This window comes from Rhizobium esperanzae (genome assembly GCF_014197615.1).
GTDB classification, from domain to species: Bacteria; Pseudomonadota; Alphaproteobacteria; order Rhizobiales; family Rhizobiaceae; genus Rhizobium; species Rhizobium esperanzae_A.
Map to the genome: position 1 here is coordinate 75,230 of NZ_JACIFY010000023.1, position 20,948 is coordinate 96,177.

Consider the following 20,948-nt stretch of genomic DNA (forward strand, 5'->3'; position numbering starts at 1 on the left):
TGCAGCGGTTCCGGGAGAACGATATGCATAAAAACAAAAGGTGTCAGCTCCGGCCGGCCAGCGACATGATCTTTTCGCGCAGCATCTTCGCCATGTTGCGGGTGCTGCGGTACATATGGAGCTGGGCTGTGACCTGGCGCATGTCGCGGTCGCTGTTCTGCGTCAGGCCGATCACCAGTGTTCCCATTTCCTCGCGCTCCTGCCAGAAGCGGCTCATGATCGGGTGGTCGGAGACGGCGCAGGAATCGGAGCGGACGATATTGGCGTCGTCGAGATGCCATTCGGTGAGTTCGCTCATCAACAGCTTGCCCGGCGAATAGCGGGCATAGTTCTCGTCATAGGCGGTCTTCCAGGTATAGGCCTCACCGCCCATCATCAGCACGACGATGGCGGCGATCGCCTTGCCGTTGAGATCGATCGTGTGAACGCGCACGGCATCGACGGCGGCAAGGTTCGACACCGCCTCGCGGGCGAAGGCCGTATGATAGCGATCGGTGACGAGAGCGCTTCGCCGCTTGCCCTTCCAGCCGCCGGCTTCCATCGCCAGGAATTCCTCGAAGCGGACATGGATTTCGCGCGGCTGGCGGGCGACGGCATAGACCGCCGTTCCCTGTTCCTCCAGCAGACGCCACTGGCGGCGCATCTCGCGCATATGCGAGGAGGAGATGGTGCGGCTGAGATAGGCCGGCGCCTCTTCGTCGCTCTGCAGCATCGGGCGCAAATAGGGATTGGTGACAGTGACGGGGAGATTGCGGCTGAGCGCCACGGCCTTGACCATGCGCACGAAGATGCCGTTCAGCCTGAGATCCGGCAGAACCATGATGCCGGGCAGATTGAGATCGCGCGCCGTCAGTCCCTCGAAGAGATTGTCGAGGGTCTCGGCGGCATCTTCGCTATCGACGAGCGGCGTGCCGAGCGGGCCGAAGCTGTTCGACCAGCCGCGGATGATCGACGGGCCGACGGCAAAGCCCGGCTTGTCGATCGAAAACGGCAACAGAAAGCGCATGCGGCTGCGGCCGGCATTGTGGTCGCGGATCAGGGCGAAGTTCACCTGCCGGTCTTCGAGCCGGGGCATGGCGGGTGCCAGGAAACGGCCGGAAAAGAAGACGTTCGGCTCCATTGCCCGGTTGGAGAGAAAGTCGAGCTCTTCCTGAAGCTCATAGCCGAGCTTGCCGGGATAAAGGCAGAGTTCGCGCCCCGGCCGGCCGATCTCGGCGCGTGCTTCCGCCTGCGGCGCCTCGAAATTCAGCGCGGCCAGATCATGCACCATGCGGTTGGCGGTGCTGTCGGTGCTTTCGGTCACGGGGGGAATACGCACCATCTATCGAACTCTCATTTCTGGCGTTGCGGCGGCGGGGCTGGCGAAGGCGAAAAGGACGATGTCGAGCGTGCGGCGGACGGCCAGATGCAGCAGGATTGCCTCGACCGCCATGGCCGAGGCCGTGGCAATCGCGGTGCCTTCGATGCCGTAATGCGGGATCAAAGCAAGGTTGAGGCCGACATTGGCGGCCAAGGCGCCGGCATAGAGCGCAACGCAGAGGTTCTGCTTGCCCGCCATCATCAGCAGCGTTTCGGCCGGGCCGACCAACGCCTTGGCAAGGATGCCGGCAAGCAGGATCGCCATGACCAGATAACCCGAGGTGAAGGCGCCGCCGAACAGCGACAGCAGAAGATGTCCGGCGGCAAGCACCGCAAGACCGACGGCGAGCGCCGGCCAGAAGGTCCAGCGGGCGGCATCGATGGCGGCGGTCGCGAGCTGGCCATGGTCGCCTTCGGCGATGATCGAGGAAAAGCGCGGGCCGGAGGCTGCCTTGACCGAGAAATTGATGAAATGCACCAGTGCCATCGTCTTGGCGGCGGCGAAGTAGATGGCGACGTCGTGCGGCTCGAGGAAAATGCCGACCACGACGACATCGGAATTGGTGAGCAGGAAGCTCACGCCCTCGATCAGGAAAATCGGAAAGGCGACGCTGAACCAGGCGAGGAAATCGACCTTGCGCGGGCCTTCGTCATAATGCCGTCGAAGGCGATAGAGCGTTGCGGCATACTGGCCAAGGGCGGTGACGAAGGTCGCGGCGAGCGCTGCCTGCATGGCGGTGACGGCCGTATGCTCGGCGCCGGCGGCAATGGCGATCAGCATGAAGGCGATGATGAGGATCGGTCGGACGATATAAACGGGGCTCAGCGCCATGACCGGCCAATGGTTGGCCCGCGACGTGCCTTCCAGAATGTCGCCGAGCGCGATCATCGGCATGGCGAGCAGGCCGAGGAAGATCGGGACGAGATAATAGACCTGGATCATATGGCCGAAGAAATGCAGTCCGAGCATGCCGGCGGCGAGCACCGCCGTGCCGGAAAGCAGCGCGAAGATGCGCGCCGTGCCGGTCAGGCCGCGGATTTCCTCGAAGGCGCCCGCTGCCCGGTATTGCGGCAGGAAACGGACGATTGCCGTGTGGAACCCAAGGCACGAGAGATCGCCGAAGACGACGACCAGCACCCAGACGAAAACGAAGATGCCGTATTCATATTCGCCCATCAGCCGGGCAAGCACGATCTGGGAGACGAAGGCGAGTGCCGCGCTGAGGATGCGGATCGCAAAAGCGGTCAGCGCCATGCGCTGGGCGGCCGCCTTCTCACCGCGTTCGGTGAGCACGGCCGCAAGCATGCGCAGCGTACGGCTGCCGATCGGGCGCAGACCCGCGGGCAGCATTTTCTCCGCTGTTTCTATGACTGCCATGATGAACACGCAAAACTCTAAAGGTCAGGCAAATCGTCGCTGAAGTCTTGACAGAACAGGGTTAAGAAACGGTTCCGGATCGAGCCTGCTGCCCGACGCCGACATCCCGGTTTTCCGATGGTGCCGCAAAAAGAAAATGCCGCCCGAAGGCGGCATTTTCGCAGTCTTTGCGGCTTGCCTCAGGCCTGCTCGAAGGCGCCGTGGCAATGCTTGTATTTCTTGCCGGAACCGCAAGGGCAGGTCTCGTTGCGGCCGACCTTGCCCCAGGTGGCCGGGTCATCGGGGTTGCGGTTCTCCGGAGAAACGATGACTTCCGACGCCTGGTAGACCGCCGGGGTGAAATCGTCCTCGCCGGTTGTCGGATCCAGGTGATGGGCCTGCATCAGCGGCGGTTCTGGCTCGGCAGGGGCCTGCTGCACCAGCTCGACGCGCATCAGCTGGGCGGTGACGGCCTCGCGCAGATTGTTGAGCAGCGCCGTGAACAGTTCGAAGGCTTCCGATTTGTATTCCTGCAGCGGATCGCGCTGGGCGTAACCGCGGAAGCCGATGACGGAGCGCAGATGGTCGAGATTGACGATGTGCTCGCGCCAGAGATGATCGAGCGTCTGCATGACGATCGAGCGTTCGACATAATGCATGATATCGTCGCCGAAACGCTCGGCCTTTTCCGTGAAGGCGGCGTTGGTCGCTTCCGTCAGGCGCTCGCGAATATCGTCCTCGCCGATACCTTCTTCCTTGAACCAGTCCTCGATCGGCAGATCGAGGTTCAGAATATTGGTAACGCCGGTCTTCAGGCCGACAGCATCCCATTGTTCGGCATAGGCGCGCTCGGGGATATGCTTTTCGACCATGTCCTCGATCACCTCACGGCGCATGTCGGAAACGGTTTCGGAAATATTGGTCGATTCCATCAGTTCGAGGCGCTGCTCGAAGATCACCTTGCGCTGATCGTTGAGAACGTCGTCATACTTCAGGAGGTTCTTGCGGATATCGAAGTTGCGGGCTTCGACCTTCTTCTGAGCGCGCTCCAGGGCCTTGTTGATCCAGGGATGGACGATCGCCTCGCCTTCCTTGAGACCGAGCTTGGTCAGCATGCTGTCCATGCGGTCGGAACCGAAGATGCGCATCAGGTCGTCCTGAAGCGAAAGGTAGAATTTCGAGCGGCCGGGGTCGCCCTGACGGCCGGAGCGGCCGCGCAGCTGGTTGTCGATGCGCCGGCTTTCATGGCGTTCGGTGGCGATGACGTAGAGACCGCCGGCGGCGAGCGCCTTCTGTTTGAGTTCCTTGATCTCCTCGACGATCGCCTGGATCTGGGCGTCGCGCTCGGGACCGGCTTCGACTTCGCCGAGTTCGCGCTCGATACGCATGTCGAGGTTACCGCCGAGCTGGATGTCGGTACCGCGACCGGCCATGTTGGTGGCGATCGTCACGGCGCCCGGCACGCCGGCCTGGGCAACGATATAGGCTTCCTGCTCGTGGTAGCGGGCATTCAGTACCTGGAAGTCGTCGAAGCCCTGCTTGCGCAGGCGATCGGCGAGCAGTTCCGACTTTTCGATCGAGGTGGTGCCGACAAGCACCGGCTGGCCGCGCTTATGCGCGTCGAGGATTTCCTCGATGATCGCCTTGAACTTTTCGTCGAAGGTCCGGTAGACCTCGTCGTCCTCGTCGATACGCTTGACCGGCAGGTTGGTCGGGACCTCGACGACGTCGAGATTGTAGATGTTGCCGAATTCTTCCGCTTCCGTCTGCGCCGTGCCGGTCATGCCGGCGAGCTTGTCGTACATGCGGAAGTAGTTCTGGAAGGTGATCGAGGCCAGCGTCTGGTTTTCCGGCTGGATCCGCACTCTTTCCTTGGCTTCGAGCGCCTGGTGCTGGCCTTCCGAATAGCGGCGGCCCGGCATCATGCGGCCGGTGAACTCGTCGATGATGACGACTTCGTCGTTGCGGACGATATAGTCCTTGTCGCGCTGGAAGAGCTTGTGGGCCTTCAGCGCGTTGTTGACATGGTGGACGATCGCGACGTTCTCAATGTCGTAGAGTGCGTTGCCTTTCAACAGACCGGCCTGGCGGAGCAGGTTTTCCAGCTTCTCGGTGCCCTCTTCGGAGAAGTTGGCCGAGCGCTGCTTCTCGTCGATCTCGTAATCGCTGGGGACCAGCAACGGAATGTAGGCGTCGATCGTATTATAGAGTTCGGAGCGGTCGTCGAGCGGGCCAGAGATGATCAGCGGCGTGCGCGCCTCGTCGACGAGGATCGAGTCCACTTCGTCGACGATCGCGAAGTTGTGGCCGCGCTGGACCATCTGGCTCTTCTCGTACTTCATGTTATCGCGCAGATAATCGAAGCCGAGTTCGTTGTTGGTGGCGTAAGTGATGTCGCAGGCATAGGCCGCGTGGCGCTCCTCGTCGGAGAGGCCATGGACGATGACGCCGGTGGTCATGCCGAGGAAGCCGTAGACGCGGCCCATGGTCGCGGCATCGCGCTGGGCGAGGTAATCGTTGACGGTGACGACGTGCACGCCCTTGCCGGAAAGCGCGTTCAGATAGACCGGCAGGGTGGCGACGAGGGTCTTGCCTTCGCCGGTCTTCATCTCGGCGATCGCATTCGAATGCAGGATCATGCCGCCGACCAGCTGTACGTCAAAAGGTCGCAGGCCGAGAACGCGGCGCGATGCTTCGCGAACGACGGCAAAAGCCGGCACCAGAATGTCGTCGAGGGTCTTGCCCTCGGCGAGCAGGGCACGAAACTCCGCGGTCTTTGCCGCGAGCTGCTCGTCCGTCAGGGCCTTGGTCTTCTCTTCGATAGAGTTGATGGCAGCGACGTTCGGCTGGAAGGACCGCACGCGGCGGTCGTTGGAAGACCCAAATAACTTGCGGGCTATACCGCCAAAGCTGACCATATGACTGGCCCTTTCTCAATATTCATCCCCGGCGTTTCTTGTTCGCGGCCCAGCCGAAAATCAGGCGCGCGCCTTAAAACGCCCGGAAACTGTTCTGGACGCGAGGTTGCGTGACAGATAAGAGGGGGGTCGAATGATGTCAACGGATTTGGCGGATACAGAAAGGCCACAATCCGGTGCTGATGGCTATTTTGGGCTGGATTCAGAGGATGCTGAAGCCGGCGATGTAACTTTGAAGGGTATTTCATGTTGAGCACCAACAAGCTTGCCGTTCTGGCGTTTGCAACTTTTGTTGCGCTCCAGGCCCCGGCCCATGCCGATGACGCCGTCATCGCCAAGGTCGGCAATCTGGAAATTCACCAGTCGGAACTCGACCTCGCGGTCGCCAATCTCGACCCGCAGCTGGCACAGCTTCCCGATGACCAGAAGAAGGTCGCAGCCCTTTCCGCCGCCATCGACGTGAAGCTGCTGGCTGCCGACGCTGCGGCCGAGAAGCTCGACCAGACCGACGAATTCAAGAAGCGCATGCAGTATCTCACCGACCGCGAGCTGCACAACGCCTACTTCAAGAAGCATGTGGTCGACATCGTGACGCCTGAAGAAGTCAAGGCCCGCTACGACAAGGAAGTCGCCGCCCTGCCGAAACAGGAAGAAGTCCACGCTCGTCATATCCTCGTCAAGACCGAGGACGAAGCCAAGGACATCATCAAGCAGCTCGACGCCGGCAAGGATTTCGCTGAACTCGCCAAGGAAAAGTCCACCGATCCGAACAAGTCGGAAGGCGGTGATCTCGGCTATTTCTCGCGTGGCCGCATGGTCAAGGAATTCGAAGACGCAGCCTTCGCGCTCGAGAAGGGCACCTACTCCAAGACGCCGGTCAAGACCGATTTCGGCTATCACGTCATCAAGGTCGAGGATAAGCGCGACGCCCCGCCGCCGCCCTTCGAGCAGGTGCAGGATCAGGTTCGTCAGCTCGTCATGCGCGACAAGTATCTTGAGCTTCTGAACAAGGCGAAGGCCTCGGCGAAGATCGAGATCACCGACGAGACGCTGCGCAAGGGCTACGACCAGGCCAACAAGCAGCCGGAGCCGGGCAGCGAGCCCGCCGCGCCGGCACCGAAGCAGTAATAATCGTATCTGGGCCCGGTTCTTCCGGGCCCTTCACTATCATCGTTGTGTCGCATTTCCGGAGGCGAGCCGGTTTCCCTTTCGCCTGGAAATGCTCTTTGGCAGGTGTCGCATCATGTCCGGTTCCGTCTCTCCGCTCGCTCCGAAATCCTTCGTCTCGATGCCGTCGCTGCGCGGCGTGCGTATGGCGACGGCCTCTGCCGGCATCAAGTATAAGAACCGTACCGACGTGCTGATGATGGTCTTCGACAGACCGGCCGCCGTCGCCGGCGTTTTCACCCGCTCCAAGTGCCCGTCGGCGCCGGTCGATTTCTGCCGGGCGAACCTTCCCCATGGCAGCGCCCGCGCCGTCGTCGTCAACTCAGGCAATGCCAATGCCTTCACCGGCCTGAAGGGCCGCCAGGCGACCGCGCTGACGGCGAAGTCGGCTGCGGCTGCCGTCGGCTGCGGTGAAAACGAAGTCTACCTTGCTTCGACCGGCGTCATCGGCGAGCCGCTCGATGCCACCAAGTTCTCAGGCGTCCTGGACAAGATGCAGGCTGAAGCCACCGGCGATTTCTGGTTCGAGGCCGCAAAGGCCATCATGACGACCGACACCTATCCGAAGGTTTCGACCCGCAGCGCCGAGATCGGCGGCGTCGCCGTCACGATCAACGGCATCGCCAAGGGCGCCGGCATGATCGCGCCCGACATGGCGACGATGCTCTCCTTCGTCGTCACCGATGCCGATATCGCGCCGGCTGCGCTGCAGGCGCTGCTGTCCGACGGCGTCGGCCCGACCTTCAATTCCATGACCGTCGACAGCGACACTTCCACCTCCGATACGCTGATGCTGTTTGCGACGGGGGCGGCGGCCGAGGACGGCCAGGCCCGCATCGAACGCGCCGACGACCCGCGCCTTGCCGCCTTCCGCGCGGCCCTCAACGACGTGTTGAAGGATCTGTCGCTGCAGGTGGTACGTGACGGCGAGGGCGCCACCAAGATGCTCGAAATCACCGTGACGGGTGCCGAAAGCGATGCCGCCGCCAAGCGCATTGGGCTGTCGATCGCCAATTCGCCGCTGGTCAAGACGGCCGCCGCCGGCGAAGACGCCAATTGGGGCCGCATCGTCATGGCCGTCGGCAAATCGGGCGAGATGGCCGACCGCGACCGGCTCGCCATCTGGTTCGGCGACGTCAGGGTCGCCGTCAACGGCGAGCGCGACCCGGATTATTCCGAGCAGGCCGCCTCTGACGTCATGAAGGCGCAGGATATCCCCGTCAAAGTCGATATCGGCCTCGGCGCCGGCACGGCAACCGTCTGGACCTGCGACCTCACCAAGGAATATGTTGCGATCAATGGCGACTATCGGAGCTGATCGGTCATTGGCGCAGGCATCCATTTCCCAACATAATCTGCCGCTGGTGCGCAGGCTGGAGGCCGTCGGCTTCCGTGCCTGGCCGGCGGCATCCGTGCAATATGACGGCAGCTGGCAGGTGCGGTTGACGGCCGGCCACCCGTCCAACCGGCTGAATTCGATCGTGCCGCTCGATCCGTCGGATCACCGCGACGTCGAAATCCGCCTGGAAAAGGCGAGCCGCAAGTTCGAGGCCTATGGTCGCCCCGCCGTGGTGCGCCAGACGCCGCTTGCTTCGCCGGTGCTGATCGAGCTTCTCCGCGCCCAGAACTGGACGCGGTTCGACGAGACTGTCGTGATGACCTGCGACCTCGCCGAGGCCGAGCTGCCGGATACGCTCGATCACCTGCCGACCCATGATGTCGGCCGTTTCGTCGACGCCAACCTCGCCGTCGAGCGGGCGCCGCTGAGCTTGAAGCCGGCGCTTGCCGAGATCATTTCGGCGATCAAGCCGCCGTCGGGCCTGTTCATGATCGAGAATGCGGCGGATGGTCCGCTGGCGACCGTGCTCTGCGTCCAGGACAACGACCTTGCCGGCATCATGTCGCTTTCGGTTTCCGAGACGCGGCGGCGCGAAGGGCTAGGCACCGAGATCCTGACCTCGGCGCTGCGCTGGGCGCGCATGCGCAGCGCCCGCTCGGCCTGGCTGCAGGTGAAGCTGTCCAACCGTCCGGCCATCGCACTTTACGAACGGCTCGGTTTTCGCGACGCCTATCATTATTGCTATTGGCAGCAGGAACCGCGATGAGCGAGCCTCTCATACAGCGCAATGGCCGGAAGATATTGCTGGTCGCCGCCTGCGCGTTGATCGATGCCGACGGGCGTATCCTCTTGGCACAGCGTCCCGAGGGAAAGTCACTGGCCGGATTGTGGGAGTTTCCCGGCGGCAAGGTCGAGCCCGGCGAAACGCCGGAGGAAACGCTGGTGCGTGAACTCGAGGAGGAGCTCGGCATCAACACAAAGATTGCCTGCCTCGCGCCGCTGACCTTCGCCAGCCACTCTTACGAGACCTTCCATCTTTTGATGCCACTCTATATCTGCCGGCGCTACGAGGGCATTCCCCAGGGCCAGGAGGGCCAGGCGCTGAAATGGGTGCGTCCGCAGGCGCTGCGCGATTACCCGATGCCGCCGGCCGACGAGCCGCTGATCCCGATGCTGCAGGATTTACTTTAAAGCGCGTCTCGTTGACCTTGATTCGTGCGACGCGCTTTAATTCTTTATTTTATTGCATGTCGTTATCCTGGAACTGCGGCACATTTCCAGGCGACATGCATTAGCGTTACCTGATTATTGTCGCGCCATGCCGTTTTCGGCTGTGGATATTAATGGATCGTTTAACACCTTCTGCCAAAGATCGGCCTCAATCAAGCATCTGGCGTGCGTGTATTAAAAGGCTTGACGTCATGGACGATGATTTCTGGAAAGCTGTCCGGGAAAAGGAACGGGTTTCGTCTGCCTCGCGCAGGACGGGTGCGCTCAATATCGCCCTTCTGTTCGGCACGGCGGTGGTGGCGCTGACACTCATCCTGACGCCGATGCTTGCGGATTCGTCGAAGAAAAGCGTCTTTGCCAGCGCGCCGGCTGAATTCGACACGATGACAACAGGATCAATCCCGAAGACCGAAAGCGGCAAGCGTTATACGATCCGCCGCAGCGTCCTCCAGGATCCGCCCGGTTCGGTCTGCGTCGTCCAAGGCTACGGTGTCGGCGCCGGTTGCTGAAAATGCCGGCCATCGCCCGATGGTCGTGGAATGGTCGTTTGCTGTCAGTTCGCGCTAAAGCGCGTCGCGATCTTTCAGATTCGCTCCTCGCGCTTTAGGTCTTTGTTTTTACGCATGTCGTTATCGCAAAACCGCGGCACACTTTTGCGCGACATGCTCTAGGGGTTGGGGTAATGCGTCTTTTAAAAGCATGTCTTGCAGATAACAGAGGTGCGACGGCGATCGAATACGGTCTCATCGCCGCACTCGTTGGTGGTGCAATCGTCTCCGCTCTTGGAATTTTCTCCGGCAGCCTGCAGGGGATTTTCAACTCGATAGGCAATAATCTGCCGGCGAATTGAACAAGCAGCCGGCCGTTACTGTCTGAGCTTGTGCTCGTCCACCTTCAGCGCATCGGCAAGGCGCGCCTTGGCCGAACCGGGCTTGAGCGGCTTTTGCTGACTCTCGTGCGGCGCCCATCCCGAGACATAGATGATCGAGAAGGTCGCGCGGATGCGCCCGTCGGGATCGGCGTAGCGCTCGGCGTAAATTTCGGCTGCGCGCAGGAAGAAGGCGCGCGTGAGCGCACGGCCGCGGGCTGCAAGCGGATTGCTCATGCCCATGGCTCTCAGATCCCGCATCAGCGGAAAGAGCGAATCATATCGCACCGTATAGTTTTCCGCATCGATCACCGGCAGCGCGAAGCCGGCGCGCTGCATGAGGCTGCCGACATCGCGCACATCGGCAAAGGGGATGACGCGCGGGCTTGCGCCGCCGGTCAGTTCGGCCTCGGCGGCCAGCAGCACGTCGCGCAATTCCTGCAGCGTGCCGGCGCCGGGGATCGCAGCCAGGAACAGGCCGTCCGGCTTCAGAGCGCGGCGGATCTGGATAAAGACGCCTGGCGTGTCGTTGGTCAGATGCAGGCTGAGGGGCGCAAGGATGAGATTGGCCGATTGCGGTTCGAGCGGTACGTCCTCGAGCGGCGCCTCGATCAGGGCCTCTCCCGGGATCGCATAGGCCCTCTCGCTCTCGACGCGGATCATCGCGCCGATCTTGCCCGTCGCCTGCGCGGCACGGGCGGCAGCACCCGTCGCGCCATGCAGTTCGACGGCCGTCTCGAAGGTCCGCTCGACGACTGCAAGCCGCTCGGCCATTTCTTCAGCTGCGATATCGAGCAGGAAGGCGGCTTTCGGGTCGTTGTTGACAAGCGCGCGATGGCGATGCGCGGCGATCAGGGCCTTGTCGAAAATCGTTTCCATGGCGATGTCCTTAGTCCCGCGCGGTTTAAGCGGCAAGACGATTTTCCTTTTCGAGATTATGCGTTAGCCTTGCCGGCATGGGGCCGATCGATTTCGAAAGTCCGTCAAAGGTCTTGCGGGCGCATCTCTTGCGGCCGTTTTCGGCACTTGCCGATTTCTTTTATCCACCGGCCTGTTCGGTCTGCGGCATTTCGACCGGCGGCCATCGCGGGCTCTGTGCGAAATGCTGGTCCGGCATCCGCTTCATCGAGCGGCCTTATTGCGAGGTGCTCGGCGTCCCCTTCTCGCACGATCTCGGCGCCGGCATTCTCAGCGCCGAGGCGATCGCGCACCCGCCGCCCTTCGATCGGCTGCGGTCGGCAGCGACCCACGACCATGCGGTCCGCGATCTCGTTCACGGGCTGAAGTATCGCGATCGCACCGATCTGGCGCCGATGATGGCCGCCTGGATGCTGCGCGCTTCCGACGGCACGGTCGAAAACTGCGATGCGCTGATCCCGGTGCCGCTGCACAGCACCCGCATGCTGACGCGCAAGTTCAATCAGGCCGCCGAGCTTGCCCGCCATATGGCAAGGCTTTCGGACAAGCCGCTGCTTGCCGCCACGCTCGTCCGCGTCAAACGCACCAGCCAGCAGGTCGGCCTTGGCGCGAAGGCGCGCGAGGACAATGTCAGGGGCGCTTTCGCGATTGCCAAGGGGCGCGAAAACGACATTTTCGGCAAGCGCATCGTGCTCGTCGACGACGTCTATACAACAGGGGCGACGGTCGCCGCCGCAAGCCGGACATTGCGCAAGGCGGGGGCGGCCGAGATCACGGTTTTAACCTTTGCAAGGGCTCTGTCCGAGCCTATATGACAGAAATACCCGGCATCGGTCTGGAGAGATCATGGTACCCGTCACCATCTATACACGGCAGTTTTGCGGTTATTGCAGCCGCGCCAAGTCCCTACTCGAAGAAAAGGGCGTCGACTATGTCGAGCACGACGCCACCTACTCGCCGGATCTGCGCCAGGAGATGATCGGCAAGTCGAACGGGCGCACCACTTTTCCGCAGATCTTTATCGGCGCCGATCACGTCGGCGGTTGCGACGATCTGTTTGCGCTCGATCGAGCCGGCAAGCTCGATCCGATGCTGGCGATCTGAGGACGAGCCTATGAGCTTCAAGGCCGCCGCCATCCAGATGTGTTCCGGGGTCGACCCGGTGAAGAACGCCGCCGCCATGGCGCGGCTGGTGCGCGAGGCGGCCGCAAAGGGCGCGATCTATGTGCAGACTCCCGAGATGACCGGCATGCTGCAGCGCGACCGCGCGGCGGCGCGTGCCGTGCTCGCCGACGAGGCGCATGACATCATCGTCAAGACCGGCTCCGAGCTTGCCGCCGAATTCGGCATCCACATGCATGTCGGATCGACGGCGATCGCGCTTGCCGATGGCAAGATCGCCAATCGCGGTTTCCTGTTCGGCCCCGACGGCAGAATTCTCAATCGCTACGACAAGATCCATATGTTCGACGTCGACCTCGACAATGGCGAGAGCTGGCGCGAAAGTGCCGCCTATACAGCAGGCTCGGAGGCGCGCGTCCTGTCGCTGCCCTTTGCCGAAATGGGCTTTGCGATCTGCTACGACGTACGCTTTCCCGCACTCTTTCGCGCCCAGGCGATTGCCGGCGCCGAGGTGATGACGGTTCCCGCCGCCTTCACCAAGCAGACCGGCGAGGCGCATTGGGAGATCCTGCTCAGAGCCCGCGCAATCGAGAACGGTGTCTTCGTCATCGCCGCCGCGCAGGCTGGCCGGCACGAGGACGGCCGGGAGACCTTCGGCCATTCGATGATCATCGACCCCTGGGGCACGGTGCTGGCATCGGCCGGGGCGACCGGCGAGGCTGTTATCATCGCCGAGATCGATCCTGCCGCGGTCAAGGCTGCGCATGACAAGGTCCCGAATCTCAGGAATGGCCGGGAATTTTCGGTCGAGAAGATTGCCGGGGCAGTCGCCGGAGGCGTGGCCGCTTGATCCGCTATTCCCTCACCTGTGACAATGCCCATGAATTCGAAGGCTGGTTTTCTGAAAGCGCCGATTTCGACCGTCAGGTCGCGACCGGATTCCTCACCTGCCCGGTGTGCCATTCCGCTGCCGTCTCCAAGCTCTTGATGGCGCCTTCGGTCTCGACGGCGCGCAAGAAGGATGAGAGGCAGACGCTGGCGATGGACGCCATGCGTCAGGAAGCCCTGCAAAAACTGAAAGAGGCGGTCGCGGCCGTCAAGGCCAATTCCGAGGATGTCGGCGCCAAGTTTCCCGAGGAAGCCCGCAAGATCCATTACGGCGAGGCGGATGCCCGCGGCATCATCGGCCAGGCGACGGTCGACGAGGCGCAGGCGCTCGTGGAAGAGGGCATCGAGATTGCCGCCATTCCGGTGCTGCCCGAGGATGTGAACTGACATGCTGTCCGCGCGTCTGGCCTTCTACAATTTCGGCCTGCACGTTGCGCCTGCCGAAAGTGAAGCGGTCGAAGGCTTCGTTCTGCGCGAGCCCTTGAATTTTGAGGCGGCCGCCCGCGCCTGCGGTTTTATCGGACGCTCCGGCTATGCCGGTTATCCCGGAGCCAGAAGCTGGGGCGTTCAGGTCTTTCCCCGTTATATCGAGGGCAGTGGTTTCACCTCCGCACCCTCCTCCCTTTCGCTCTGGGCCGACATCGAGAGCCTGATGGCCTTTACCTACAATGGTGTGCATGCCGAGGCGCTGAAACATGCGCGCAATTGGAATGTGAAACAGACATGGCCACCGCTGGTTCTCTGGTGGGTGTCTGGCCATCGCAGGCCGGATTGGCAGGAGGGTGTCGAACGTCTCGAATATCTCGCCGATCACGGGCCAAGCCCCGGCGCTTTTACGTTCAAGCAGCCTTACGGGCCTGACGGAGCGGAGACGACAATCGATCGCGATCGCGTCAAGGAACTTGCAGTTCGCAATACAGAAACCCAAAAGGATCTGCTTGCTCGCGTTCAAACGCTGAAAGTATAGCCGGCTTATTACCGGCGGAAATCATGCAGGCCGCTTTGCCAGCAGCATATAATTCACGTCCATATCCTTGGAGAGATTCCACTGGTTCGACAGCGGATTGAAGAAGACGCCGGTGCGGTCGGTGATCTCGAGGCCGCTTGCCGCGAGCGGCTTTTCCAGTTCTTCCGGGCGCACCAGCTTTTCATACTGGTGGGTGCCGCGCGGCAGCCAGCGCAGAATGTTCTCGGCGGCGAAGATGGCAAGTGCTGCCGCCTTCATCGTGCGATTGATGGTGGCAACGAAGATCAGGCCGCCGGGGCGGACCATTTTTGCGCAGGTCGTCATGAAGAATTCGACGTCGGCAACGTGTTCGACCACTTCCATGTTCAAAACGATATCGAAGGTCTCGCCGGCCTCGGCGAGTTCCTCGGCGGTGACGGCGCGGTAGTCGACCGAAACGCCTGAGGCCTTCGCATGCGTCGAGGCGATGCCGATATTCTTCTCGGACGGATCGGCGCCGGTGACGGCGGCTCCCATGCGGGCGACCGGTTCGGACAACAGACCGCCGCCGCAGCCAATATCGAGCACGCGCAGTCCCTCGAGCGGGCGCGCGCCTTTCGGATCACGGCCGAAATTCTCGCAGGCCTTGTCTCTGATATAGGCGAGGCGGACGGGATTGAACTTGTGCAGCGGCTTGAACTTGCCGGTCGGGCTCCACCATTCCGCCGCCATCGCCGAGAAGCGGTCCACTTCGCCCTGGTCGATCGTGCTTCTGGCGGTTTCCGTCATCGTCCACTCCTTGCGTTCGTGAGATGTGAAGTCGGACGATCGGGGGCATAAGTCAAGGGGCGTGGGTATCAAGGAGCGACGAGCGTGGAGGCGCTCGGCAATTGCTTTATATCGTGTGCTTGCCTCCCCCCGCCAAACTCGCTAAGAGACCCCGCAACTTGGGGCCTTCAGGGCCTGGGCTTTTAGAGCGGTTCCAGAAATTGGGAGTCCGGCTCTTTCGCCAAGCGGTCCGCCCCAGAGCTTTCGTGATGCCGGGTCGGCTTTCCGATTTCCGGCGCCAGTCGTGGTAGAGGCATATGGCACGCATCGTAATGAAATTCGGCGGCACGTCCGTCGCTGACCTGGACCGCATCAAGAACGTTGCCCGCCATGTGAAACGCGAAGTCGATGCCGGTCACGAGGTGGCGGTGGTGGTCTCGGCCATGTCCGGCAAGACCAATGAACTGGTCGGCTGGGTGCAGGGCATGCCGAAGGTGATCGGCGCCAACTCTCCGTTTTACGATGCGCGCGAGTATGACGCGGTGGTCGCCTCCGGTGAGCAGGTGACATCAGGTCTGCTTGCGATCGCCTTGCAGGCGATGGATATCAATGCGCGTTCCTGGCAGGGTTGGCAGATTCCGATCCGCACCGACAATGCGCATGGCGCGGCGCGGATCCTGGAGATCGACGGCTCCGACATCATCAAGCGCATGGGCGAGGGGCAGGTCGCCGTCATCGCCGGCTTCCAGGGATTGGGGCCGGACAACCGCCTGGCCACGCTCGGGCGCGGCGGATCGGATACGTCGGCCGTTGCCATCGCGGCCGCTGTCAAAGCGGATCGCTGTGATATCTATACCGATGTCGACGGCGTTTATACGACCGACCCGCGCATCGTGCCGAAGGCGCGCAGGCTGAAGAAGATCGCCTTCGAGGAAATGCTCGAGATGGCCTCGCTCGGCGCCAAGGTGCTGCAGGTGCGCTCGGTCGAGCTTGCCATGGTACACAAGGTGCGCACTTTCGTGCGCTCGTCATTCGAAGATCCCGATGCTCCGGGCATGGGCGATCTGCTAAACCCGCCCGGAACGCTGATTTGTGACGAGGATGAAATCGTGGAACAGGAAGTAGTCACCGGCATCGCCTATGCCAAGGATGAGGCTCAGATCTCGCTTCGCCGTCTTGCCGACCGGCCGGGCGTTTCCGCGGCGATCTTCGGACCGCTCGCCGAATCCCATATCAATGTCGACATGATCGTCCAGAACATTTCCGAGGACGGCTCGAAGACCGACATGACCTTCACCGTGCCGTCGGGCGACGTCGAGAAGGCGATCAAGGTGCTCGGCGACCATAAGGAGAAGATCGGCTACGACGTCGTGCAGAACGAATCGGGGCTGGTGAAAGTGTCTGTCATCGGCATCGGCATGCGCAGCCATGCGGGCGTTGCTGCCACCGCATTTCGTGCACTTGCTGAAAAAGGCATCAACATCAAGGCGATCACCACCTCCGAGATCAAGATTTCCATCCTGATCGACGGTCCCTATGCAGAACTCGCTGTCAGGACTTTGCATTCCTGCTACGGTCTGGATAAGAATTGATTCCCAGCGGGCGGCCTGCCCCTTCAGGTTGAGGAGACGAAGGCAGGCCTGCCGGGACTGAGTGCGTTGTTTCGGGAGCTTGAGACGCCATGAGAGACCTTTCCGGCGGTCCGCGCGTGCTGCTCAGGCGGCTGCGCGAGTTGATGGCAGAGCCGCTGGAGCCGCAGGATCGGCTCGACCGGATCGTCCGCCAGATCGCCGGCAACATGGTGGCCGAGGTTTGCTCCGTCTACGTGCTGCGCGCCGACGGCGTGCTCGAACTCTACGCGACCGAAGGCCTCAACCGGGAGGCCGTGCACCTGGCTCAACTGAAGATGGGGCAGGGCCTCGTCGGCACGATCGCCGCTTCAGCGCAGCCGCTGAACCTCTCCGACGCGCAGTCGCATCCCGCCTTCCGCTACCTGCCGGAAACGGGCGAAGAAATCTACCATTCCTTCCTTGGCGTGCCGATCTTGAGAACCGGGCGCTCGCTCGGCGTTCTCGTCGTGCAGAACAAGGCGAGCCGCAATTATCGCGACGAGGAGGTGGAAGCGCTCGAAACGACGGCGATGGTGCTTGCCGAGATGATCGCCACCGGCGAGCTCAAGAAGATCACCAAGCCGGGCCTCGAACTCGACCTGACACGATCCGTGACGATCGACGGCGACACCTATAATGACGGCATCGGCCTCGGTTACGTCGTGCTGCACGAACCGCGCATCGTCGTCACCAACCTGCTGAACGAGGATGCCGAGAAGGAAATCCGGCGGCTGGCGGAGGCCATGGGCTCGCTCCGGATCTCGATCGACGACATGCTGTCGCGCCGCGACGTGTCGATGGAAGGCGAACATCGCGAGGTGCTCGAAACCTATCGCATGTTCGCGCATGACCAGGGCTGGGTGCGCAAGCTCGAGGAGGCGATCCGCAACGGCCTGACGGCGGAAGCCGCGGTCGAAAAGGTGCAGAGCGACACCAAGGCCCGCATGATGCGGCTGACCGATCCCTATCTGCGCGAACGCATGCATGATTTCGAGGATCTGGCGAACCGGCTGCTCCGGCAGCTGACGGGTTATACCGGGCGGACGACCGCCGAAGGTTTCCCCAGCGACGCGATCATCCTGGCGCGCGCCATGGGGGCGGCCGAGCTGCTCGATTATCCCCGCGCCAACGTGCGCGGGCTGGTGCTGGAAGAAGGCGCGGTGACGAGCCATGTGGTGATCGTCGCCCGCGCCATGGGCATTCCGGTCATCGGCCAGGCAGCCGGTGTGGTGGCGCTCGCCGAGAACGGCGATGCTGTCATCATCGATGCCGACGAGGGACATGTGCATTTGCGGCCGATGGCCGATCACCGGCGTTCCTACGAGGAAAAGGTGCGCTTCCGCGCCAGGCGGCAGGAACAGTTCAGGGCGCTGCGCGCCGTCGAGCCGGTGACCAGGGATGGTCAGCGGATCGCGCTGATGATGAATGCGGGACTGCTGGTCGACCTGCCGCAGCTTTCGGAATCGGGCGCGGAGGGCATCGGCCTGTTCCGCACCGAACTGCAGTTCATGATTGCCTCCACCATGCCGAAGGCGGAGGAGCAGGAGCAGTTCTATCGCAATGTGATAAAGCAGGCTGCCGGCCGTCCCGTCACCTTCCGCACGCTCGATATCGGTGGCGACAAGGTCGTGCCGTATTTCCGCGGCCATGAAGAAGAAAATCCGGCACTCGGCTGGCGCGCTATCCGGCTGTCGCTCGACCGGCCGGGATTGTTGCGCACCCAGTTGCGCGCCCTCTTGAAGGCATCGGCCGGCACCGAGCTGAAGCTGATGGTGCCGATGGTGACGGAGGTTTCCGAGCTGAAGACGGTGCGCGAGCTGCTGCAGAGGGAAGTGCAGCATCTCTCGCGCTTCGGCCATGGGCTGCCGCGCAAGCTGCAGTTCGGGGCGATGCTGGAGGTGCCGGCACTGCTCTGGCAGCTCGACGAGCTGATGGAGGCGGTCGATTTCGTCTCGGTCGGTTCGAACGACCTCTTCCAGTTCTCGATGGCGGTCGATCGCGGCAATGCGCGGGTCTCGGACCGCTTCGATCCACTCGGCAAACCGTTTTTGCGTATCCTGCGCGATATCGTGCGGGGCGCGGATCGGAACAAGACGCCGGTGACGCTCTGCGGCGAACTCGCCAGCAAACCGATCTCGGCTATGGCGCTGCTCGGCCTCGGCTTCCGCTCGATCTCCATGTCGCCGGCCTCGATCGGACCGGTGAAGGCAATGCTGCTCGGGCTCGATGTCGGGGCGCTGACGAAGGCGATGGACGAGGTGCTGGACGATGTCCACGCCATGATGCCGATGCGCGAGGTGCTTGCCCGCTTCGCCGAAAGCCACAATATTCCCCTTTAGACAGATATAAGAAGAATCGGAGTGAAGGGTGGCGAAGCTTCCCGTTGAAAAGATGCGCGAGCTGGAACGCCGTTTCGGCGAGATCGAAGCGCGCATGTCGGCCGGCCCCGCCGCCGACGTCTATGTGAAGCTGGCATCCGAATATTCCGAGCTGCAGCCTGTCGTCACCAAGATCCGCGCCTATGAGAAGGCGGTCGCCGAGCTTGGCGATCTTGAAACGCTGCTCGAAGACAAGTCGGTCGATCGCGAGATGCGCGATCTCGCCGAACTCGAACTTCCCGAGGTGAAGGAGCAGATCGAGGCGCTGGAGCAGGAGATGCAGATCCTGCTTCTGCCGAAGGACGCGGCAGACGAAAAGAGCGCGATCCTCGAAATCCGCGCCGGCACGGGCGGATCGGAAGCCGCGCTTTTTGCCGGCGATCTTTTTCGCATGTACGAGCGGTTTGCCTCCGAAAAGAGCTGGAAGGTGGAGGTGCTCTCGGCGAGCGAGGGCGAAGCCGGCGGCTACAAGGAAATCATCGCGACGATCACCGGCAGGGGCGTTTTCGCCAAGCTGAAATTCGAATCCGGCGTGCACCGCGTGCAGCGTGTGCCGGAAACCGAGGCGGGCGGGCGCATCCATACGTCGGCCGCAACGGTGGCGGTGCTGCCGGAGGCCGAGGAGATCGACATCGAGATCCGGCCGGAGGATATCCGCATCGACACGATGCGCTCTTCGGGCGCGGGCGGCCAGCACGTCAATACGACGGATTCGGCGGTGCGCATCACCCACCTGCCGAGCGGCATCGTCGTCACCAGTTCGGAAAAATCGCAGCATCAGAACCGTGCCAAGGCGATGCAGGTGCTGCGCTCCAGGCTCTATGATGCCGAGCGGCAGCGGGCCGACAGCGAGCGCTCTGCCGACCGCAAGAGCCAGGTCGGCTCCGGCGACCGCTCGGAACGTATCCGCACCTATAATTTCCCGCAGGGGCGGGTGACGGACCACCGTATCAATCTGACGCTCTACAAGCTCGATCGGATGATGGAAGGTGAAATCGAGGAGGTCGTCGATGCGCTGATGGCCGATTACCAGGCCAGCCAGCTGGCACAGCTCGGCGAGCAGCAATGAGCTCGACGGTCGCCGACGCGCTTGCCGAGGCGCGCCGCCGCTTCACCGAAGCAGGCATCGTCGATCCGGCGACCGATGCGCGGCTGCTTGTCGCAGGTCTTTTGAAGCTGTCGTCGACCGAGCTGTTGACGCGATCGGGCGCGCGGCTTTCTCCCGAGCAGGCCGAGGTGATTTTCAAGGCGGTGGAACGGCGCCTCGGCCACGAGCCGGTGCATCGCATTCTCGGCGAGCGGGAATTCTATGGGCTGCCGTTACGGCTCTCGACGGAAACGCTGGAGCCGCGGCCGGATACGGAAATCCTGGTCGATACGGTGCTTGCCTGTCTCAGGGACCTTGCAAAGGGGCAAGACGATCTCCATATCCTTGACATGGGAACCGGGACCGGGGCGATATGCCTTGCGCTTTTGAGCGAGTGTCCCGAGGCATCAGGTGTCGGCAGCGACATATCGGCGGATGCACTTCAGACGGCAAGATCGAACGCGGAAAGAAACGGACTACAGGATCGTTTTGAGGCCATACAATCGAGATGGTTCGAGAGCATCCAGGGTTCCTTTCACGTGATTGTCTCAAATCCGCCCTATATTGCTTCCAATGTCATTCACGATCTCGCTCCCGAAGTGACGAAATTTGATCCGGTTGCAGCGCTGGATGGCGGCCCGGATGGGCTTGACGCTTACAAAGCCATAGCCAAGGATGCGGCAAGGTTCATGCGGCCCGACGGGGTCGTCGGACTGGAAATCGGCTACGATCAGCGAAACGATGTGACGGCGATCTTCGAAGCGAAAGGCTTCAAGTGCCTCAAATCCGTAAAAGATTATGGTCAGAACGACAGGGTGCTCGTTTTCGCGCTCGCGTGACAGGCGATAATTGCTGCATTGAACAGGACATTATTGTTATTGCGAAGAAAAGGCTTGGATTTCCCAGGGAAGCAATATAGGTTGCGGACACGTGTTGGGCAGATAGGAATGAACGAGATTCGTTCGGTACTTGGTTTGCCTCGGGGGTCCGCTC

At 62.1% G+C, this 20,948-nt stretch carries 20 protein-coding genes; 15 read left to right on the plus strand and 5 right to left on the minus strand.

The genetic code is table 11. From position 1 onward, the window contains the following. Positions 1-43: 43 nt before the first annotated feature. The 3 genes from GGD57_RS25580 to secA form a co-directional block, all read right to left on the minus strand. Entirely contained in the window at positions 44-1,321 is a 1,278-nt protein-coding gene (locus tag GGD57_RS25580) for a GNAT family N-acetyltransferase (RefSeq protein ID WP_184472998.1), read from the minus strand. Beyond that, positions 1,322-2,737, minus strand: coding sequence for an oligosaccharide flippase family protein (locus tag GGD57_RS25585; RefSeq protein WP_184472999.1), 1,416 nt, complete (start codon positions 2,735-2,737; stop codon positions 1,322-1,324). A 179-nt stretch (positions 2,738-2,916) separates the two neighbouring features. After that, complete coding sequence (gene secA, locus GGD57_RS25590) at positions 2,917-5,634, minus strand: preprotein translocase subunit SecA (RefSeq protein ID WP_184473000.1); 2,718 nt, start codon at positions 5,632-5,634, stop codon at positions 2,917-2,919. Between the two features lie 246 nt (positions 5,635-5,880). Here secA and GGD57_RS25595 point away from each other — a divergent pair, with 246 nt between their 5' ends. The 6 genes from GGD57_RS25595 to GGD57_RS25620 all read left to right on the plus strand — a co-directional run bounded on the left by GGD57_RS25595 (position 5,881) and on the right by GGD57_RS25620 (position 10,220). Next, complete coding sequence (locus GGD57_RS25595) at positions 5,881-6,762, plus strand: peptidylprolyl isomerase (RefSeq protein ID WP_097610169.1); 882 nt, start codon at positions 5,881-5,883, stop codon at positions 6,760-6,762. Between the two features lie 115 nt (positions 6,763-6,877). Continuing rightward, positions 6,878-8,119, plus strand: a complete 1,242-nt coding sequence (argJ, locus tag GGD57_RS25600; protein WP_184473001.1) for a bifunctional glutamate N-acetyltransferase/amino-acid acetyltransferase ArgJ — start codon at positions 6,878-6,880, stop codon at positions 8,117-8,119. Next, on the plus strand, positions 8,100-8,906 hold the full coding sequence (locus GGD57_RS25605; protein ID WP_184473002.1) for a GNAT family N-acetyltransferase: 807 nt from the start codon (positions 8,100-8,102) through the stop codon (positions 8,904-8,906). The genes argJ and GGD57_RS25605 overlap by 20 nt, the downstream gene beginning before the upstream one ends. An 11-nt stretch (positions 8,907-8,917) precedes the next feature. Beyond that, positions 8,918-9,331: an 8-oxo-dGTP diphosphatase MutT gene (mutT, locus tag GGD57_RS25610; protein ID WP_348645999.1), complete on the plus strand. Its 414-nt coding sequence runs from the start codon at positions 8,918-8,920 to the stop codon at positions 9,329-9,331. 230 nt (positions 9,332-9,561) lie between these two features. After that, on the plus strand, positions 9,562-9,879 hold the full coding sequence (locus GGD57_RS25615) for a hypothetical protein (RefSeq protein ID WP_184473004.1): 318 nt from the start codon (positions 9,562-9,564) through the stop codon (positions 9,877-9,879). 173 nt (positions 9,880-10,052) lie between these two features. Continuing rightward, on the plus strand, positions 10,053-10,220 hold the full coding sequence (locus GGD57_RS25620; RefSeq protein ID WP_085738526.1) for a Flp family type IVb pilin: 168 nt from the start codon (positions 10,053-10,055) through the stop codon (positions 10,218-10,220). A 15-nt stretch (positions 10,221-10,235) separates the two neighbouring features. Here GGD57_RS25620 and GGD57_RS25625 read toward each other — a convergent pair whose 3' ends face one another. Further along, positions 10,236-11,117 carry a methyltransferase domain-containing protein gene (locus GGD57_RS25625; RefSeq protein ID WP_184473005.1) on the minus strand — a complete coding sequence of 294 codons (882 nt, stop codon included), beginning with the start codon at positions 11,115-11,117 and terminating at the stop codon, positions 10,236-10,238. A 77-nt stretch (positions 11,118-11,194) separates the two neighbouring features. Between GGD57_RS25625 and GGD57_RS25630 the strand changes: the two genes are divergently transcribed. Genes GGD57_RS25630 through GGD57_RS25650 form a run of 5 tightly spaced genes read left to right on the plus strand, consistent with a single transcriptional unit; the run spans position 11,195 to position 14,133 of the window. Then, on the plus strand, positions 11,195-11,971 hold the full coding sequence (locus GGD57_RS25630; protein ID WP_184473006.1) for a ComF family protein: 777 nt from the start codon (positions 11,195-11,197) through the stop codon (positions 11,969-11,971). Between the two features lie 31 nt (positions 11,972-12,002). Then, complete coding sequence (grxC, locus tag GGD57_RS25635; RefSeq protein ID WP_097610163.1) at positions 12,003-12,260, plus strand: glutaredoxin 3; 258 nt, start codon at positions 12,003-12,005, stop codon at positions 12,258-12,260. A gap of 10 nt (positions 12,261-12,270) precedes the next feature. Next, positions 12,271-13,128, plus strand: coding sequence for a carbon-nitrogen hydrolase family protein (locus GGD57_RS25640; protein WP_184473007.1), 858 nt, complete (start codon positions 12,271-12,273; stop codon positions 13,126-13,128). After that, on the plus strand, positions 13,125-13,553 hold the full coding sequence (locus tag GGD57_RS25645; RefSeq protein ID WP_097610161.1) for a DUF1178 family protein: 429 nt from the start codon (positions 13,125-13,127) through the stop codon (positions 13,551-13,553). Before GGD57_RS25640 ends, GGD57_RS25645 begins: the two co-directional genes overlap by 4 nt. 1 nt (position 13,554) lies before the next feature. Continuing rightward, complete coding sequence (locus tag GGD57_RS25650) at positions 13,555-14,133, plus strand: DUF3291 domain-containing protein (protein WP_184473008.1); 579 nt, start codon at positions 13,555-13,557, stop codon at positions 14,131-14,133. 21 nt (positions 14,134-14,154) lie between these two features. On the opposite strand, the gene ubiG is transcribed toward GGD57_RS25650, so the two are convergent. Next, positions 14,155-14,901 (minus strand): bifunctional 2-polyprenyl-6-hydroxyphenol methylase/3-demethylubiquinol 3-O-methyltransferase UbiG, encoded by a 747-nt coding sequence (ubiG, locus tag GGD57_RS25655; protein ID WP_184473009.1) that lies wholly within the window; start codon positions 14,899-14,901, stop codon positions 14,155-14,157. A 296-nt stretch (positions 14,902-15,197) separates the two neighbouring features. Between ubiG and GGD57_RS25660 the strand changes: the two genes are divergently transcribed. From GGD57_RS25660 to prmC, 4 genes are all read left to right on the plus strand, one after another. Continuing rightward, positions 15,198-16,472: an aspartate kinase gene (locus tag GGD57_RS25660; RefSeq protein WP_085738518.1), complete on the plus strand. Its 1,275-nt coding sequence runs from the start codon at positions 15,198-15,200 to the stop codon at positions 16,470-16,472. Between the two features lie 89 nt (positions 16,473-16,561). Further along, on the plus strand, positions 16,562-18,829 hold the full coding sequence (gene ptsP, locus GGD57_RS25665; RefSeq protein ID WP_184473010.1) for a phosphoenolpyruvate--protein phosphotransferase: 2,268 nt from the start codon (positions 16,562-16,564) through the stop codon (positions 18,827-18,829). Between the two features lie 28 nt (positions 18,830-18,857). Next, positions 18,858-19,937 (plus strand): peptide chain release factor 1, encoded by a 1,080-nt coding sequence (gene prfA, locus GGD57_RS25670; RefSeq protein ID WP_184473011.1) that lies wholly within the window; start codon positions 18,858-18,860, stop codon positions 19,935-19,937. Beyond that, the gene (gene prmC, locus GGD57_RS25675; protein WP_184473012.1) at positions 19,934-20,794 is read left to right on the plus strand and encodes a peptide chain release factor N(5)-glutamine methyltransferase; all 861 of its coding nucleotides are present in this window, start codon (positions 19,934-19,936) and stop codon (positions 20,792-20,794) included. Before prfA ends, prmC begins: the two co-directional genes overlap by 4 nt. Positions 20,795-20,948: the final 154 nt, after the last annotated feature.

Excerpts from the sequence above, each read along its gene's own strand:
- GGD57_RS25580 (WP_184472998.1), bottom strand. The coding sequence starts at position 1,321 with ATGGTGCGTATTCCCCCCGTGACCGAAAGCACCGACAGCACCGCCAAC.
- GGD57_RS25585 (WP_184472999.1), bottom strand. The coding sequence starts at position 2,737 with ATGGCAGTCATAGAAACAGCGGAGAAAATGCTGCCCGCGGGTCTGCGC.
- secA (WP_184473000.1), bottom strand. The coding sequence starts at position 5,634 with ATGGTCAGCTTTGGCGGTATAGCCCGCAAGTTATTTGGGTCTTCCAAC.
- GGD57_RS25595 (WP_097610169.1), top strand. The coding sequence starts at position 5,881 with ATGTTGAGCACCAACAAGCTTGCCGTTCTGGCGTTTGCAACTTTTGTT.
- argJ (WP_184473001.1), top strand. The coding sequence starts at position 6,878 with ATGTCCGGTTCCGTCTCTCCGCTCGCTCCGAAATCCTTCGTCTCGATG.
- GGD57_RS25605 (WP_184473002.1), top strand. The coding sequence starts at position 8,100 with ATGGCGACTATCGGAGCTGATCGGTCATTGGCGCAGGCATCCATTTCC.
- GGD57_RS25615 (WP_184473004.1), top strand. The coding sequence starts at position 9,562 with ATGGACGATGATTTCTGGAAAGCTGTCCGGGAAAAGGAACGGGTTTCG.
- GGD57_RS25620 (WP_085738526.1), top strand. The coding sequence starts at position 10,053 with ATGCGTCTTTTAAAAGCATGTCTTGCAGATAACAGAGGTGCGACGGCG.
- GGD57_RS25625 (WP_184473005.1), bottom strand. The coding sequence starts at position 11,117 with ATGGAAACGATTTTCGACAAGGCCCTGATCGCCGCGCATCGCCATCGC.
- GGD57_RS25630 (WP_184473006.1), top strand. The coding sequence starts at position 11,195 with ATGGGGCCGATCGATTTCGAAAGTCCGTCAAAGGTCTTGCGGGCGCAT.
- grxC (WP_097610163.1), top strand. The coding sequence starts at position 12,003 with ATGGTACCCGTCACCATCTATACACGGCAGTTTTGCGGTTATTGCAGC.
- GGD57_RS25640 (WP_184473007.1), top strand. The coding sequence starts at position 12,271 with ATGAGCTTCAAGGCCGCCGCCATCCAGATGTGTTCCGGGGTCGACCCG.
- GGD57_RS25650 (WP_184473008.1), top strand. The coding sequence starts at position 13,555 with ATGCTGTCCGCGCGTCTGGCCTTCTACAATTTCGGCCTGCACGTTGCG.
- ubiG (WP_184473009.1), bottom strand. The coding sequence starts at position 14,901 with ATGACGGAAACCGCCAGAAGCACGATCGACCAGGGCGAAGTGGACCGC.
- GGD57_RS25660 (WP_085738518.1), top strand. The coding sequence starts at position 15,198 with ATGGCACGCATCGTAATGAAATTCGGCGGCACGTCCGTCGCTGACCTG.
- ptsP (WP_184473010.1), top strand. The coding sequence starts at position 16,562 with ATGAGAGACCTTTCCGGCGGTCCGCGCGTGCTGCTCAGGCGGCTGCGC.
- prmC (WP_184473012.1), top strand. The coding sequence starts at position 19,934 with ATGAGCTCGACGGTCGCCGACGCGCTTGCCGAGGCGCGCCGCCGCTTC.